Source organism: Intestinimonas massiliensis (ex Afouda et al. 2020) (assembly GCF_900626285.1).
Taxonomy (GTDB): domain Bacteria; phylum Bacillota; class Clostridia; order Oscillospirales; family Oscillospiraceae; genus Flavonifractor; species Flavonifractor massiliensis_A.
In genome coordinates this window covers 2,706,780-2,721,763 of record NZ_LR131147.1, presented here as the reverse complement: position 1 = coordinate 2,721,763, position 14,984 = coordinate 2,706,780, and the positions used below count along the sequence as shown (strand labels likewise).

Sequence of the window (14,984 nt, the reverse complement as noted above, 5' to 3'; positions counted from 1 at the left end):
ATATTGATTTGCAGACCCCATAAAAAGAGAGATGGGCTGCCGCCGGGCGGCCCACCCGCATGAAGCAGAATCGGAAGAGGGCGTAAGAAAAGTAATTTTCTTACGCCCTCCACTGTAACTATCCGCCGGTTCCGGCGGAGCGACCCAAGCGAGGTGACCAGTCATGGCGTACAAAAAGAAAGACCGGGTGATCCGTCAGCAGCCGGACCGGAAGGCCAACCGCACCATCCTGATCCGCACCCTGATCCTGATGGGCATTTTCGGCGTGGCGGTGTTTGTACCGCTGTTTTTCCGCCTGTGGCAGATCCAGGTGGATGAGTACGACAAGTACAACGAGCTGGTGGCGGACCAGCAGACCAAGGACAGCACGGTGGAGGCCAACCGGGGCACCATCTACGACTCCAACGGGGTGCCCCTGGCCCTCAGCGCCACGGTGTACAATGTGCAGCTCTCCCCCAAGGAGATCATCCAGTGCCAGAAGGACTACCAGGAGAAGGTGGAGGAGGCGGAGAAGAACGGCAAGGACCTGCCGGACTACCCGGAGCCCACCGCCCAGTTCATCGCGGAGAACCTGGCGCAGATCCTGGACCTGGAGGTGGACGACATCCTGGTGCGGCTGGCCAAGGAGAACTCCCTGTACGAGATGATCAAGTGGCGGGTGGACGCCGAGGAATCGGACGCGGTCCAGACCTTCATCACCGAGAACCACATCAGCGGCATCTACCTGATGCCCACCAGCAAGCGGTACTACCCCAAGGGCAGCCTGGCCGCCCAGGTCATCGGCTGGGTGAACCCCAACGTGGACAACACCGGCGCCTATGGCGTGGAGGCCCTGTACGAGGATGAGCTGTCCGGCGAGAGCGGCCGTGTGGTCACCGCCAAGAACGGCGTGGGCACCGAGATGCTCTACTGGTTTGAGGACTACTACGACGCCACCGACGGCGACGATTTGACCCTCACCATCGATTCCACCATCCAGTCCTACTGCGAGAGCATTCTGCAGAAGGGCATCGAGCAGTTCGACGTGCAGGACGGCGGCTTCTGCATCGCCATGGACCCCAGCACGGGGGAGATCCTGGCCTGGGCCAACTCCCCCACCTATGACCTGAACGACCCCTGGACCGTCAGCGACCCGGTGCTCCTCCAGTACATTGAGGACGTGAAGAGCGGCGCCTATACCCAGGAGGAGGCCTATCAGAAGGCCCTGGAGGAGGGGGCCAGCACCCAGGAGGCCTACGACAAGGCGGTGAGCACGGCGGAGACCGATGCTCTGTACGCCCAGTGGCGCAACAAGGCCATCAACGACACCTACGAGCCCGGCTCCACCTTCAAATCCCTGGTGCTGGCCGCCGCCCTGGAGGAGGGCGTGGTCAGCGAGAGCGACCACTTCTACTGCTCCGGCAGCGTCCAGGTGGCCGACCACGTGATCCACTGCTCCGACCGGGACGGCCACGGGGACCAGGACCTGGCCAAAGCGGTGGCCAACTCCTGCAACCCGGCCTTCATCGCCATCGGCCAGCGGCTGGGTGCGGAGAAATTCTATGACTATCTGGAGCGCTTCGGCCTGCTGGAGCCCACCGGCATCGACATGCAGGGCGAGCCCACCAACGACCCGGTGAGCGCCGGCCTGATCTGGAGCCGGGACTACTTCACCAGCGCCGAGGGCATCTCCTCCCTGGCCACCGCCTCCTTCGGCCAGCGGCTGAAGATCACCCCCATCCAGATGCTCACCGCCGCCGCGTCGGTGGTGAACGGCGGCCACCTGATGAAGCCCTACGTGGTCAGCCAGGTCACCGACTCCAACGGCAACGTGGTGGAGTCCACCCAGCCCACCGAGGTGCGCCAGGTGGTCAGCGAGCAGACCAGTGAACGCTGCCGCACCATCCTGGAGAAGGTGGTGGACGGCGGCACCGGCAAGAACGCCCGGGTGGAGGGCTACCGCATCGGCGGCAAGACCGGCTCCTCCGAGACCGGCGAGACCGACCACACCATCGTCTCCTTCCTGGGCTTCGCCCCGGCGGACGATCCCCAGGTCATCATCCTGCTGGCCTATGACAACCCCAAGCCCGCCTTCCCCGGCGCCAAAACCACCGCCGGCGGCTGGTACATCAGCGGCGGCAACATGGCCGCCCCCATGGCCGGCGAGCTGCTGGAGAACATCCTGGACTACCTGGGTGTGGAAAAGACCTACTCCGCCACCGCCGACGTGGTGGTGCCCAACCTGAGCGGCAAGACCCTGGCGGACGCCACCTCCGCTCTGAAGAAGAACAACCTGACCGTGCGCACCGTGGGCGACGGCGACACCGTCACCGGCCAGATCCCGGCCTACGGCGCCTCCATCCCCGGCGGCAGCGAAGTGGTGCTCTACATGGGCGCCGAGGTGCCCACCGACCAGGTGCAGGTGCCCAACGTGGTGGGTCTGACCCTGGAGCAGGCCCAGAAGAAGATGGAGGACGCCGGCCTGTACCTGAAGGCCATCGGCGCCAGCGACTACAGCGCCAGCACCGCCTACGAGCAGGAGACGGCTGCCGGCACCAGCGTGAATCGCGGCACCGCCATCGAAGTGCGCTTTACCGATTCCACCGCCAGCGGCGGCGGAGGCTCCGGCCTGTAAGAACGAACCATTGGGGGTGTGTCCATGAAGCTTGATCAGCTGCTGGCGTCGGTCCCGCTGGAGGACCGGCGTGTGGGAGATGTGGAGATCACCGGCATCAGCTATGACACCCGAGAGATGAGCCCCGGCTGCCTGTTCGTGGCCCTGCCGGGCTACAAGACCGACGGACACAAATATATTGATGAGGCCCTGGAGCGGGGGGCGGCGGCAGTGCTCTGCCGCCGCCCCCCGGACCGGGAGGGACCCTGGCTGGTGACCCCGGAGCCGAGGGCGGCCCTGGCGGCGGTGTCGGCCAACTGGTTCAGACACCCGGCGGAGGAGCTGACCGTGCTGGCGGTCACCGGCACCAACGGCAAGACCACCACCACCTACCTGGTGAAGGCCATGCTGGAGGGGGTGCTGGGGGCAAAGGTGGGCCTCATCGGCACCAACCAGAACATGATCGGGGAGGAGATCCTCCCCGCCCACCGCACCACCCCGGAATCCTGGGAGGTGCAGAAGCTGCTGCGGGACATGGCGGACGCCGGGTGCACCCATGTGGTGATGGAGGCCTCCTCCCACGCCCTGGTGCTCCACCGGCTGGACGGCATCACCTTCCGGGCGGGCATCTTCACCAACCTGACCCAGGACCACCTGGACTTCCACAAGACCATGGAGGCCTACCGCCAGGCCAAGGGGCTGCTGTTCCGCCAGTGTGAGACGGCGGTGCTCAACCTGGACGACGAGGCCGGGCGGTACTACGCCTCCACCGTGCCCTGCCCGGTGTTCACCTACTCCGAGCGGCGGGACGAGGCGGACCTGACCGCCAAGAACCTGCGGCTCTTCCCCCAGCGGGTGGAGTTCGAGGCGGTGACCATGGACGCCATCGCCCGGGTCCGCCTGGCCATCCCCGGGGGCTTCACCATCTACAACGCCCTGGCGGCCCTGGCCTGCGGCGCGGTGCTGGGCCTGCCCCTGACCGGCTGTGCCGACGCCCTGGCCCACGCCAAGGGGGTGAAGGGCCGGGTGGAGGTGGTGCCGGTGCCGGCGGACTTCACCGTCCTCATCGACTACGCCCACACCCCCGACGCCCTGGAGAACGTGCTCACCACCGTCCGGGACTTCACCGGTGGCCGGGTGATCTGCCTGTTCGGCTGCGGCGGCGACCGGGACCGGTCCAAGCGGCCCCAGATGGGGACCATCGCCGGTACCCTGGCGGACGTGGCGGTGGTCACCTCCGACAACCCCCGCACCGAGGACCCAGAAGCTATTATCCGGGACATCCTGGCGGGGATGGAGGGCACCCCGGCCCGGCGGCACGTGGAGCCGGACCGGCGGCGCGCCATCGCCCTGGCCCTCTCCCTGGCCCAGCCCGGCGACACGGTGGTGCTGGCGGGCAAGGGCCACGAGACTTATCAGGAGATAAACGGCGTACAGTACCACCTGGACGAGCGGGAGGAAATCGCCGCATGGTTCGCCAAATAGGCCAGGAAGTTTGTTACTATTTTGAGTAGAAAGCCCGGCCTGTTTGTGATAAAATACCTACCCGGTCTGAATGGAACGGATCAAATCGAGCTGTGAGAGGCTTTGGAGGTTCAAAAGAGATGTTGAGGATCGTCATCAGTATCGTGGCGGCGTTTATCGTGACCGCCCTGGCGGGACGGGTGCTCATCCCCATCCTGCGGCGGATGAAGGCGGGCCAGTCCATCAAGGAGATCGGCCCCACCTGGCACATGACCAAGCAGGGCACCCCCACCATGGGCGGGCTCATGTTCATCTTCGGCGCCGCCGTCATGGTGGCCGTGCTGGGCTGGCCGGACTATTCCCAGGGGGTCATGGGCGGTGTGTTCGTGTTCCTGTTCGCCCTGGTGTTCGGCATCATCGGCTATATTGACGACTATTTCAAGGTGAAAAAGCACGAGAACACCGGCCTCACCGCCCCACAGAAGTTCCTGCTCCAGCTGGCGGCCGCCGTGCTGTTCACCGTGCTGCTGCGGAATTTCGGCTATCTGACCCCTGATCTCTATATCCCCTTCGTCAATGTGACCCTTTCCGTGCCCTGGCCTCTGTATATGGTGTTTGCCGCCTTCGTCATGGTGGGGGGCGTCAACGCCGTCAACATCACCGACGGCATCGACGGCCTGGCCGCCGGGGTGACGGTACCGGTGATGATCTTCTTCACCGCGGTGGCCGTGCTGTGGGGCCATTATGAGCTGGGCATCTTCTCCGGCGCCCTGCTGGGCGGCCTGCTGGCCTTCCTGATCTATAATTTCCACCCCGCCAAGGTGTTCATGGGCGATACCGGCTCCCTCTTCCTGGGGGGCGCGGTGTGCGGCCTGGCCTTCGGGCTGGACATTCCCCTGGCGCTCATCCTGGTGGGCATCATCTACATCGCCGAGACCCTGTCCGACATCATCCAGGTGGGCTACTTCAAGCTCACCCACGGCAAGCGGATCTTCCGCATGGCCCCCCTCCACCACCACCTGGAGATGGGGGGCTGGAGTGAGGTCAAGCTGGTGGTGGTCTTTTCCGGCATCACCCTGGTGACCTGCCTGCTGGCCTTTTGGGGCGTTATGGGCCGCTGGGCCTGAGCATCCGATTTCCCGCTGAAGGAGGCGAAGTACGTTGGCAAAACGCAAGCGCGATCTGACCATGGAGCAGCAGCTGGCCCGGGGTCCCATGGACCTGCCCTTCCTCATGCTGGTGCTGCTGCTCACCGGCATCGGTACCATCATGGTCTTTTCCGCCTCCTTCGCCACCGCCTACTACGAGGGCAAGGACCCGGCCTACTACTTCCTGCGGCAGGCCCTGTTCGCCGTGGCCGGCCTGGCCATCATGTACATCATCTCCAAAATCAACTACCAGACCTTCCGCTGGATGTCGGTGTTCGCCCTGGGCCTGGCCATCCTGCTGCTCATCGCGGTGCTCGTCCCCGGCATCCACACCAACCGGGCCGACGGCGTCCGCCGCTGGATCGCCGTCCCAGGCCTGGGCACCTTCCAGCCATCGGAGATCGCCAAGGTGGCGGTCATCATGTACTTTTCCGCCCGGCTCAGTAAACGGAACAAGGAGAAGCCCATCCGGCTCAGCCCCCGGTCCAACCTGAGCGGCATCGTGGGCTGGCTGGACAAGATCGGCTTTCTGGAGCTGGTGCCCTACGGCGTCATCCTGCTGGTCATCTTTTTCCTCATGAAGCTGGAGCCCCACATGTCGGGCACCATCCTGATCCTGGCCGGGGCGGCGGCGGTGCTCTTTGCCGCCGGCATCAAACTCTACTGGTTCATCCTGGGCGGCGGCGCCATGGGGCTGCTGCTGGCCATCTCCATGCAGGGCTACCAGTCCACCCGTATCCTGGTGTGGAAGGACCCCTGGGCCTACAAGCAGGAGGGCGGCTATCAGATCATCCAGTCCCTGTACGCCATCGGCTCCGGCGGCCTGCTGGGCCTGGGCCTGGGCAAGAGCCGCCAGAAATTCCTCTACCTGCCCGAGCCGGAGAACGACTTCATCTTCGCCATCGTCTGCGAGGAGCTGGGCTACATCGGCGCCGCCATCGTCATCCTGCTTTTCGTGCTGCTCATTATCAGAGGCTACTGGCTGGCCGTCCACGCCAGGGACCGGTTCGGCTCCCTGCTGGTGGTGGGCATCACCACCCTGCTGGCGGTGCAGGTCTTTCTGAATATCTCGGTGGTCACCAATCTGCTGCCCACCACCGGCATCTCTCTGCCCTTCTTCAGCTACGGCGGCACGGCCCTGATGATCCAGCTGGCCGAGATGGGCATGGTATTATCAGTTTCGCGCCAGATCCCGGCGCCCCGACAAGAATAGATTGTTTTTGAGAGGGAAGTGGAAGTATGAAGATCCTCTTTACCTGCGGCGGGACCGCGGGGCATGTGAACCCCGCCGTGGCCCTGGCCCAGATGTTCCAGGCCCGGAACCCGGGCTGTGAGGTGCTGTTCGTGGGGGCAGACGGGGGCATGGAGACCCGCCTGGTGCCCAAGGAGGGCTACCCCATCGAGACGGTGACCATCACCAATTTCCGCCGGTCGTTCTCTCCGGCGGCCATCGGCCACAACGTCAAGACCCTGCTGAACATGAACAAGTCCAAGAAGCAGGCCAACGCCATTCTGGACCGGTTCAAGCCCGACCTGGTGGTGGGCACCGGCGGCTACGCCTCCTACCCGGTGGTGAATGCCGCCGCCGCCCGAGGCATCCCCACCGCCGTCCACGAATCCAACGCCGTCCCCGGCCTCACCACCAAGGCCCTGTCCAAGGTGGTGGACGTGGTGATGGTGGGCTTTGAGGAGAGCAAGAACCACTATGACGACCCCTCCAAGGTGGTGGTGACCGGCACCCCGGTGCGGGGCGACTTCTTCCAGTACACCCGGAAGGAGGCCCGGGAAAAGCTGGGCCTCACCGACGACCGGCCCCTGGTGCTCTCCGTGTGGGGCAGCCTGGGCGCCGAGGAGATGAACCGCCAGATCGTGGACTTCATCCACCTGGAGTGTCAGAACGGGGAGCCCTGGCACCACATCCACGGCGCGGGCCGGGACTATGAGACGGTGTGCAAGGCCCTGACCGGGGACCACCCCTCCATCGACGTGCGGGAGTACATCTACGACATGCCGGTGGTGATGGCGGCCGCCGACCTGGTGCTCTGCCGGGCGGGGGCCTCCACCATCTCGGAGCTCACCGCCATCGCCAAGCCCTCCATTCTGGTGCCCTCCCCCAACGTGGTGGCCGACCACCAGACCAAGAACGCCCGGGTGCTGGCCCAGGCGGGGGGCGCGGTGCTGCTGCCTGAGAGCGAGAGCTCCGGGGAGAAGCTATACCAGGCCGCCGCTTCCATCCTGCATGATAAGGAGAAGCGGGAGGCCATGGGGGCCGCCCTCCGGGCTATGGCGGTGCCCGATGCGGCGGAGCAGATCTACGCCGTACTCTCCGGCCTGCTGAACAAGAAAAAAGGAAAATGAACCCCCATTCCGTCCTCCGCATAGGATGGCGTACCAAAACCGAAGTGCGGAGGATGGCGTATGAGTACATATCTGGTGGAGGGAGGCTTCCCTCTGGAGGGCTCCGTGGCGATCCACGGGGCCAAGAACAGCGTGCTCCCCATCCTGGCGGCCGCTCTGCTGGCCCCGGGGGAGTGCGTGATCCACAACTGTCCCCACCTGTCCGACGTGGAGGCCTCCCTGGCCATCCTGCGGCACCTGGGCTGTCCCGCCCGCCGGGAAGGAGATGCGGTGGTGGTGGATGCCTCCGCCCCCACCCGGTGGGACGTGCCCGACCGGCTGATGCGGGAGATGCGCTCCTCGGTGATCTTCCTGGGGGCGGTACTGGGCCGGATGGGACGGGCCAGCCTGTGCGCCCCCGGGGGCTGTGAACTGGGCCCCCGGCCCATCGACCTCCACCTGGCGGCCATCCGGGCCCTGGGCGGGGTCATCACCGAGAGCGAGGGGGGGCTGCTGTGTGAGGGCGCCCTCCGCGGGGCGGACATCGTCCTGTCCCTGCCCAGCGTGGGTGCCACCGAGAACGCCATGCTGGCGGCGGTGTGCGCCGACGGGATCACCACCATCACCAACGCCGCCCGGGAGCCGGAGATCGTGGATCTCCAGAACTTCCTGCTGGCCCTGGGGGCCAGGGTGCGGGGCGCGGGCAGCTCGGTCATCACCATCGAGGGGGGCGTTCCCCTCCACGGGGGCAGCTACACCGTCATGGGGGACCGGATCGTGGCCTGTACCTATCTGGCGGCGGCGGCCTCCGCCGGGGGCCATGTGGAGGTCACCGGGGTGGACTGGCGGCACCTGTCCACCGTCACCGCGGTGCTCACCGAGGCGGGCTGCGGGGTGCGCAGTGAGCCGGGGCGGATTGCCCTCACCTGTACCAAGCCCCTGAAGGGGGTGCGGCCCATCCGCACCGCCCCCTACCCCGGCTTTCCCACCGACGCGCAGGCCCCCCTGATGGCGGCCCTGTGCAAGGGCAGCGGCTGCACCGTGTTTGTGGAAAACATGTTTGAGAGCCGCTACCGCCACGTGGATGAGCTCATCCGCATGGGAGCGGACATCCGGGTGGAGGGCCGTGTGGCGGTGGTGTACGGCGTGCCCAGGCTCCACGGCGCCCGGGTGCGGGCTACCGACCTGCGGGGGGGCGCCGCCCTGGTGGTGGCCGCTCTGGGGGCACGGGGCCGGACCCGTGTGGAGGGGATCCACCACATCGACCGGGGCTACCAGTGCCTGGAGGGGGACCTGACCGCTTTGGGCGCCCATATTTTCCGGGAAATGACGGGAAAATCGTAAGAGCTTCTTTACACTTTTTTATCTTTTTTGTGGGATAGTATCAGAGAGAATCAAAGACCAACAGACAGGAGACCGGTAGAATGGCGGCAAGACGGAAGAGAAAAGGACGGCGGCGCAATCGGGGACGCTTCGGCTTCCTCTATAAGCTGCTGTCCACTCTGATCATCTTTGCCGCCATTTTGGCTGGCTGCGTGGTCTTTTTCCGGGTGAATACCATGGTGGTGGAGGGCAACAGCCGGTACACCGCGGAGGAGATCATCATTGCCTCCGGCGTGCAGCAGGGGGACAACCTGTTCACCCTCAATAAAAGCCAGATGGTCTCCCGTATCCTGACCCGTCTGCCCTATGTGGACGACCTGTCCGTGGACCGCAAGCTGCCCGACACCCTGATCTTCCACGTGACCGAGAGCACGCCGGTGGCCTGGATCGGGAGCGGGGGCACCTGCTGGCTGCTGGACCACCGGTGCAAGATCCTGGAGGCGGGGGATTCCTCCCTCACCCAGGGGCGGCCGGAGGTATTGGGCCTGACGCCGGTGGACGCCACGGTGGGCAACCGGCTGACGGTGGACCCGGAGGAGCAGACCAAGCTGGACCGGCTGCGGGAGTTCCTGGCGGCCATTGAGAACCGTCAGATGACGGGCAGCCTGACCAGCTTTATCGACCTGAGCAGCGACAACGAGATCCGCTTCGGCTACGGGGAAAACCTGACGGTGATCTTCCCCCTGAACGGGGACTTTGACCAGGAGACCTATGAGCTGAAGCGGGCACTGGAGAGCATGGACGAGCGGGGCATCCCCCGCACCGGCACCCTGGACCAGAACTATGAGGGCCGGGAGAGCCACCTGCTGCCCGAGCGGTGGCTGCCCGACCAGCTGACGGGAACGGGCCAGGCGGAGACCGACCCCGCGCCTGAGACGGAGGCGGGCGCCGAGGCATCGGCGCCGCCCCAGGCCAGTATGACCCCACAAGGAGAAGATGATGGTACCAATGAAGAAACGACGGAATAAAGGCGAGCTGGCGGTGGTGGTGGTGTGCGCCGTGGTGGGCTTCCTGCTGGCGGCCCAGCTGCGCAGCGTCAAGCTCAGCGGAGCGGCGGACGCCACCAATGCCGCCCGGCTGGAGACCCTGCAGAGCCTGTACAACGAGCTGATGGATCAGAAGGACGGCCTGGAGGACCAGGTGAAGGAGCTTCAGGGCGAGCTGGCCCTCTACCGGGACCAGGCGGCCTCCGGCGATGAGGGCAGCGAGGCCCTGAAGGCGGAGGTGGACAAGCTGGAGATCGCCGCCGGCCTCACCGACGTGGAGGGCCCCGGGGTCACCGTGATCCTGGAGGATTCCAGCTCCACCAACGTCACCGGGGACGAGGCCGACTACCTGATCCACGACAGCGACCTGCTGTCGGTGATCAACGAGCTGCGCTCGGCGGGTGCGGAGGCCATCTCCCTCAACGGGGAGCGCATCCTGGCCACCAGCGAGGTGCGGTGCACCGGCGCGGTGGTGACGGTGAACGGCCGGCGGTACGCCGCCCCCTATGTGGTGTTCGCCATCGGCGACCCGGACACCCTGTACAGTGCCATGACCATGCGCAACGGTGTGGTGGACGTGCTGAGCCAGTGGGGCATCACGGTGAAGGTCACCGCCAGCGATCAGCTGCTCATCCCCAAGTACAACGGGACCATCGACTATCAGTACGCCCACACGGTGACGCCGGGCGAGGAGGAGGGTGAGTAAATATGCTGGAGATTATCGGACTGCTGGTGGGCCTGGCGGTGGGCCTGCTGTTCCCCTGGACCATCCCCAGCCAGTACTCCCTCTACGCCGCCACCGGACTGCTGGCGGCCCTGGACTCCGCACTGGGTGGCCTGCGGGGCCGAGTGGTGGGGGACTTCAAATTGGACGTGTTCCTGTCGGGCACCATCGGCAACGCCGTTATCGCGGTTTTTCTCACCTGGCTGGGCCGCTATCTGGGTATCCCGCTGTACCTGGCGGCGGTGGTGGTATTCGGAACGAGAATGTTCCAAAACTTTGCGGAAATCCGGCGGGAACTATTGACCTCCAAGCAAAAGAGCGCTAAAATAAATCAAGATGTTGTTTCTTCGGAGGAAGAGCATACAAGATAGCTCTTTTTCCCCCTTTTTCTCGCAAAATATACGAATTCGTTTCACATAGGAGGAGCAGTTATGGCGTTTGGGTTGGATACCGGTCCCGATACTGTCGTTACCATCAAGGTCATCGGCGTAGGCGGCGGCGGCAACAACGTGGTCAACCGGATGGTGAAGTCCGGGACCAAGGGTGTGGATTTTATCGCGGTCAATACGGACAAGCAGGCGCTTGCCGTTTCCAGCGCTACCTTTAAGATTCAGATCGGTGAGAAGCTCACCGGCGGCCAGGGCGCGGGCAGCGACCCCGAGGTGGGCCGCAAGTCCGCCGAGGAGAGCCGCAGCGCCATCTCCAAGGCTCTGGAGGACGCGGACATGGTGTTCATCACCGCCGGCATGGGCGGCGGCACCGGCACCGGCGCGGCCCCCATCGTGGCGGATATTGCCAAGGAGATGGGCCTGCTCACCGTGGGCGTGGTCACCAAGCCCTTCAACTTTGAGGGCCGTCGGCGGATGCTCCAGGCCGAGAAGGGCATCGAGGAGCTGCGCACCCGGGTGGACAGCCTGGTCATCATCCCCAACGAGCGGCTGAAGTTCGCCACCGACCAGAAGATCACCTTCGCCAACGCCTTCGAGATCGCCGACGATGTGCTGCGCCAGGCGGTGCAGTCCATCTCCGACCTGATCAAGAACACCGGCTTCATCAACCTGGACTTCGCCGACGTGACCGCCGTCATGCAGAACGCGGGCATGGCCCACATGGGCGTGGGCCGGGCCGCCGGCAAGAACAAGGCCGAGGAGGCCGCCAAGATGGCCATTTCCAGCCCCCTGCTGGAGACCTCCATCAACGGCGCCAAGGGCGTGCTGGTCAACGTCACCGGCTCCATGGATATCGGCCTGGAGGAAGTGGAGACTGCCGCCAACCTGGTGCAGCAGGCCGCCCATCCCGACGCCCTCATCATCTTCGGCGCCGCCTTCGACGACACCCTGGAGGACGAGATCCGGGTCACCGTCATCGCCACCGGCTTTGAGGAGCGGGAGGGCGCCATGCCCAGCAAGCCCTTCTCCGCCGCGGCGGAGAAGAAGGCGGAGACCCAGCAGCCTCAGGAGCAGAAGCAGGACGCCGCCGCTCCCGCGGAGGACGATCCCTTCGAGGACATCTTCAAGATCTTCAACCGGGGCCGCTGAGCAGCGCAGCAAACGGAAAGAAAACGCCGCGCGGCAGACTGCCGCGCGGCGTTTTGGCCGGAAGCCTTGCAATCCGGCAGAAAAAGGCATATAATAAAGCCTGCGAAATGATTGAGAACAAGGGAGTGATATGCGCCGTGAGCGGTGACCCTCTGAGTCGAGCGTGTAATGTACTTAACGCGGCGCACAGGCTCTGTGTCCGGCCGGCCTGACCGGCGGGACGCCCCGCGCCTGTATGCCGCGTGTCCGGGAGGCTCTGCCTGCCCGGGCGGCAAGAAACGGGCGGCGGGGTATTTTTGTGCCCTTTTTTCACCCGCGCCCAGAAAGGCGTGAGCAGATTGCTTTCCATCTATAAGACCATCAACGGCAAGATGACCCGGCTGGAATCCGTCCAGGACGGCTGTTGGGTCAACCTGACTTACCCCAGCGAGGACGAGCTGAATACGGTGGCGGTGACCCTGGGGGTGGAGCCCTCCTTCCTGCGGGCCGCCCTGGATGAGGAGGAGACCTCCCGGATCGACACCGAGGACGGCCAGACCCTCATCATCATCGACGTGCCCTCGGTGGAGAAGGATGACGCGGTGGTGTACTCCACCCTGCCTCTGGGTATCATCGTCACCCAGAAGCACATCATTACCGTCTGTCTGAAGGAGACCTCCATCCTGAAGGACTTCCAGGACGGCCTGGTGCGCAACGCCGAGACCCAGAAGCGCACCAGCTTCATCCTCTACATGCTGCTGCAGGTGGCCAAGCGCTTCCTGCAATACCTGAAGCAGATCGACAAGATCTACAACTATATGGAGCGGCAGCTCTACAAGTCCCAGCGGAACAAGGAGCTGATCCAGCTGCTGGACCTGGAAAAGTCGCTGGTCTACTTCAATACCTCCCTGAAGGCCAATGAGGTCACCCTGGAAAAAATCCTCCGGGGCCGCATCATTACCCTTTATGAGGAGGACCACGACCTGCTGGAGGACGTGCTGATCGAGGTGCGGCAGGCCATCGAGATGGCCAACATCTACTCCTCCATCATCTCGGGCATGATGGACGCCTTCGCCAGCGTGATCTCCAACAACCTGAACGTGATCATGAAGGTGCTGACCTCCATCACCATCCTGCTCACCATCCCCAATATCATCTTCGGCTTCTACGGCATGAACATCACCACCGGCCTGCCTCTGGACCACTTCTGGTGGATCCCGCTGGTGATCGCCGGTGTGGTCATCGTGATCACCGGTATCCTGCTGAAGAAGAAAGACCTGTTCTGACCCGGAAAACGGCGGAGTTCCCTCCGCCGTTTTTTTGCAGGAAAGTTTACCGGCTGATTCACAAAATGGTAACAATTTTATGATATCATTTCAGTTACGAAATGTCGCGGCCTGAAAAAGCCGCGTTGGCACGGATGAGAATGGAGGTTTTCTATGGCGAGCAATCCGAATTATTGTGACATCACCCCCGAAATCGAGGCGCTGGCGGCGGAGGCGCTGCGCAACAGCAGCATCGATCCGGACGACTTTGTAAAGTATGACGTGAAGCGGGGTCTCCGGGACCTGAACGGCAAGGGCGTGCTGGCAGGCCTGACCGAAGTCTCCGATATTGTTGCAAAAAAGATCGTCAACGGGGAGGAGGTCCCCTGTGACGGCAAGCTCTACTACCGGGGCATCGATGTGGAGCAGCTGGTGGAGGGCGCCCTGAAGGAGGGCCGGTTCGGCTTTGAGGAGACCGCCTACCTGCTGCTGCTGGGCCACCTGCCCGACAAGGAGGAGCTGGACAGCTTTACCAAACAGCTGTCCTACTACCGCTCCCTGCCCAACAACTTCGTGCGGGACGTGATCCTGAAGGCCCCCAGCCACGACATCATGAACTCCCTGGCCCGCAGCGTCCTGAACCTGGCCTCCTACGACGACCAGTGCGACGACATCTCCCTGCCCAACGTGATGCGCCAGTGCGTGCAGCTCATCTCCCTGTTCCCCATGCTCAGCGTCTACGGCTACCAGGCCTGGAACTACAAGAGCGGCAGCAGCCTGTATATCCACGCCCCCCGGCCCGAGCTGTCCACCGCGGAGAATATCCTCTCCCTGCTGCGGGCTGATTCCTCCTACTCCTTCTGGGAGGCCCATGTGCTGGATATCTGCCTGACCCTCCACGCCGAGCACGGCGGCGGCAACAACTCCACCTTCACCACCCACGTGGTCACCTCCTCCGGCACCGACACCTACTCCTGCATGGCGGCCGCCCTGGCCTCCCTGAAGGGCCCCAAGCACGGCGGCGCCAACATCAAGGTGGTGCGCATGTTCGAGGACATGAAGGAGCATGTGAAGGACTGGAAGGACGAGGACGAGGTGCGCCAATACCTCCAGGACCTGCTGGACAAGAAGGCCTTCGACAAGGCGGGCCTTATCTACGGCATGGGCCACGCCGTCTACTCCCTGTCCGACCCCCGCGCCAACCTGTTCAAGAAATTCGTGGAGAAGCTGTCCAGGGAGAAGGGCCGCAACGAGGAGTACGAGCTCTACTCCCTGGTGGCCCGGCTGGGCCCCGAGGTCATCGCCGGGGAGCGGAAGATGTACAAGGGCGTGTCCGCCAACGTGGACTTCTACTCCGGCTTCGTGTACCACATGCTGGACCTGCCTCTGGAGCTGTATACCCCCCTGTTCGCCATGGCCCGTGTGGCCGGCTGGTCCGCCCACCGCATCGAGGAGCTCATCAACATGGGCAAGATCATCCGCCCGGCCTATAAATATGTGGGTACCCACACCGACTATGTGCCCATGGAAGAGCGCTGAACCAAACAGAAAGAGCCGCCCGGTTAGG

General features: G+C 64.3%; 12 protein-coding genes. All 12 read left to right on the top strand.

The genetic code is table 11. The features are described 5' to 3' along the window. Nucleotides 1-163 precede the first annotated feature (163 nt). Nucleotides 164-2,614, top strand: coding sequence for a penicillin-binding transpeptidase domain-containing protein (locus E0E41_RS13415; RefSeq protein ID WP_130870314.1), 2,451 nt, complete (start codon nt 164-166; stop codon nt 2,612-2,614). A gap of 24 nt (nt 2,615-2,638) precedes the next feature. Then, nucleotides 2,639-4,078, top strand: coding sequence for a UDP-N-acetylmuramoyl-L-alanyl-D-glutamate--2,6-diaminopimelate ligase (locus E0E41_RS13410; RefSeq protein WP_130870313.1), 1,440 nt, complete (start codon nt 2,639-2,641; stop codon nt 4,076-4,078). A gap of 119 nt (nt 4,079-4,197) precedes the next feature. Next, nucleotides 4,198-5,184, top strand: a complete 987-nt coding sequence (mraY, locus tag E0E41_RS13405) for a phospho-N-acetylmuramoyl-pentapeptide-transferase (RefSeq protein ID WP_130870312.1) — start codon at nt 4,198-4,200, stop codon at nt 5,182-5,184. 88 nt (nt 5,185-5,272) lie between these two features. Next, complete coding sequence (ftsW, locus tag E0E41_RS13400; protein ID WP_130870858.1) at nt 5,273-6,418, top strand: putative lipid II flippase FtsW; 1,146 nt, start codon at nt 5,273-5,275, stop codon at nt 6,416-6,418. 26 nt (nt 6,419-6,444) lie between these two features. Beyond that, nucleotides 6,445-7,563 carry an undecaprenyldiphospho-muramoylpentapeptide beta-N-acetylglucosaminyltransferase gene (murG, locus tag E0E41_RS13395; RefSeq protein ID WP_130870311.1) on the top strand — a complete coding sequence of 373 codons (1,119 nt, stop codon included), beginning with the start codon at nt 6,445-6,447 and terminating at the stop codon, nt 7,561-7,563. 60 nt (nt 7,564-7,623) lie between these two features. Continuing rightward, a complete protein-coding gene (gene murA, locus E0E41_RS13390) occupies nt 7,624-8,886 on the top strand; it encodes a UDP-N-acetylglucosamine 1-carboxyvinyltransferase (RefSeq protein ID WP_130870310.1) in 1,263 nt (420 codons plus the stop codon). Nucleotides 8,887-8,966: 80 nt separating this feature from the next. Beyond that, nucleotides 8,967-9,893 carry a cell division protein FtsQ/DivIB gene (locus E0E41_RS13385; RefSeq protein WP_130870309.1) on the top strand — a complete coding sequence of 309 codons (927 nt, stop codon included), beginning with the start codon at nt 8,967-8,969 and terminating at the stop codon, nt 9,891-9,893. Beyond that, nucleotides 9,874-10,617 carry a DUF881 domain-containing protein gene (locus E0E41_RS13380; protein WP_242623785.1) on the top strand — a complete coding sequence of 248 codons (744 nt, stop codon included), beginning with the start codon at nt 9,874-9,876 and terminating at the stop codon, nt 10,615-10,617. The genes E0E41_RS13385 and E0E41_RS13380 overlap by 20 nt, the downstream gene beginning before the upstream one ends. Before the next feature lie 2 nt (nt 10,618-10,619). Further along, nucleotides 10,620-11,006 (top strand): small basic family protein, encoded by a 387-nt coding sequence (locus E0E41_RS13375; protein ID WP_130870307.1) that lies wholly within the window; start codon nt 10,620-10,622, stop codon nt 11,004-11,006. Nucleotides 11,007-11,066: 60 nt separating this feature from the next. Beyond that, the gene (gene ftsZ / locus E0E41_RS13370; RefSeq protein WP_130870306.1) at nt 11,067-12,173 is read left to right on the top strand and encodes a cell division protein FtsZ; all 1,107 of its coding nucleotides are present in this window, start codon (nt 11,067-11,069) and stop codon (nt 12,171-12,173) included. 338 nt (nt 12,174-12,511) lie between these two features. Then, nucleotides 12,512-13,438, top strand: coding sequence for a magnesium transporter CorA family protein (locus E0E41_RS13365; RefSeq protein ID WP_207303218.1), 927 nt, complete (start codon nt 12,512-12,514; stop codon nt 13,436-13,438). A gap of 153 nt (nt 13,439-13,591) precedes the next feature. Beyond that, the gene (locus E0E41_RS13360) at nt 13,592-14,956 is read left to right on the top strand and encodes a citrate/2-methylcitrate synthase (protein WP_130870305.1); all 1,365 of its coding nucleotides are present in this window, start codon (nt 13,592-13,594) and stop codon (nt 14,954-14,956) included. The last annotated feature ends 28 nt before the right edge of the window (nt 14,957-14,984 follow it).

What these genes read in the sequence shown, in the direction of transcription:
- E0E41_RS13380 (WP_242623785.1), top strand. Translation starts at nt 9,874, where the DNA reads ATGAAGAAACGACGGAATAAAGGCGAGCTGGCGGTGGTGGTGGTGTGC.
- E0E41_RS13385 (WP_130870309.1), top strand. Translation starts at nt 8,967, where the DNA reads ATGGCGGCAAGACGGAAGAGAAAAGGACGGCGGCGCAATCGGGGACGC.
- E0E41_RS13410 (WP_130870313.1), top strand. Translation starts at nt 2,639, where the DNA reads ATGAAGCTTGATCAGCTGCTGGCGTCGGTCCCGCTGGAGGACCGGCGT.
- mraY (WP_130870312.1), top strand. Translation starts at nt 4,198, where the DNA reads ATGTTGAGGATCGTCATCAGTATCGTGGCGGCGTTTATCGTGACCGCC.
- E0E41_RS13415 (WP_130870314.1), top strand. Translation starts at nt 164, where the DNA reads ATGGCGTACAAAAAGAAAGACCGGGTGATCCGTCAGCAGCCGGACCGG.
- E0E41_RS13375 (WP_130870307.1), top strand. Translation starts at nt 10,620, where the DNA reads ATGCTGGAGATTATCGGACTGCTGGTGGGCCTGGCGGTGGGCCTGCTG.
- murA (WP_130870310.1), top strand. Translation starts at nt 7,624, where the DNA reads ATGAGTACATATCTGGTGGAGGGAGGCTTCCCTCTGGAGGGCTCCGTG.
- murG (WP_130870311.1), top strand. Translation starts at nt 6,445, where the DNA reads ATGAAGATCCTCTTTACCTGCGGCGGGACCGCGGGGCATGTGAACCCC.
- E0E41_RS13360 (WP_130870305.1), top strand. Translation starts at nt 13,592, where the DNA reads ATGGCGAGCAATCCGAATTATTGTGACATCACCCCCGAAATCGAGGCG.
- ftsW (WP_130870858.1), top strand. Translation starts at nt 5,273, where the DNA reads ATGGACCTGCCCTTCCTCATGCTGGTGCTGCTGCTCACCGGCATCGGT.
- ftsZ (WP_130870306.1), top strand. Translation starts at nt 11,067, where the DNA reads ATGGCGTTTGGGTTGGATACCGGTCCCGATACTGTCGTTACCATCAAG.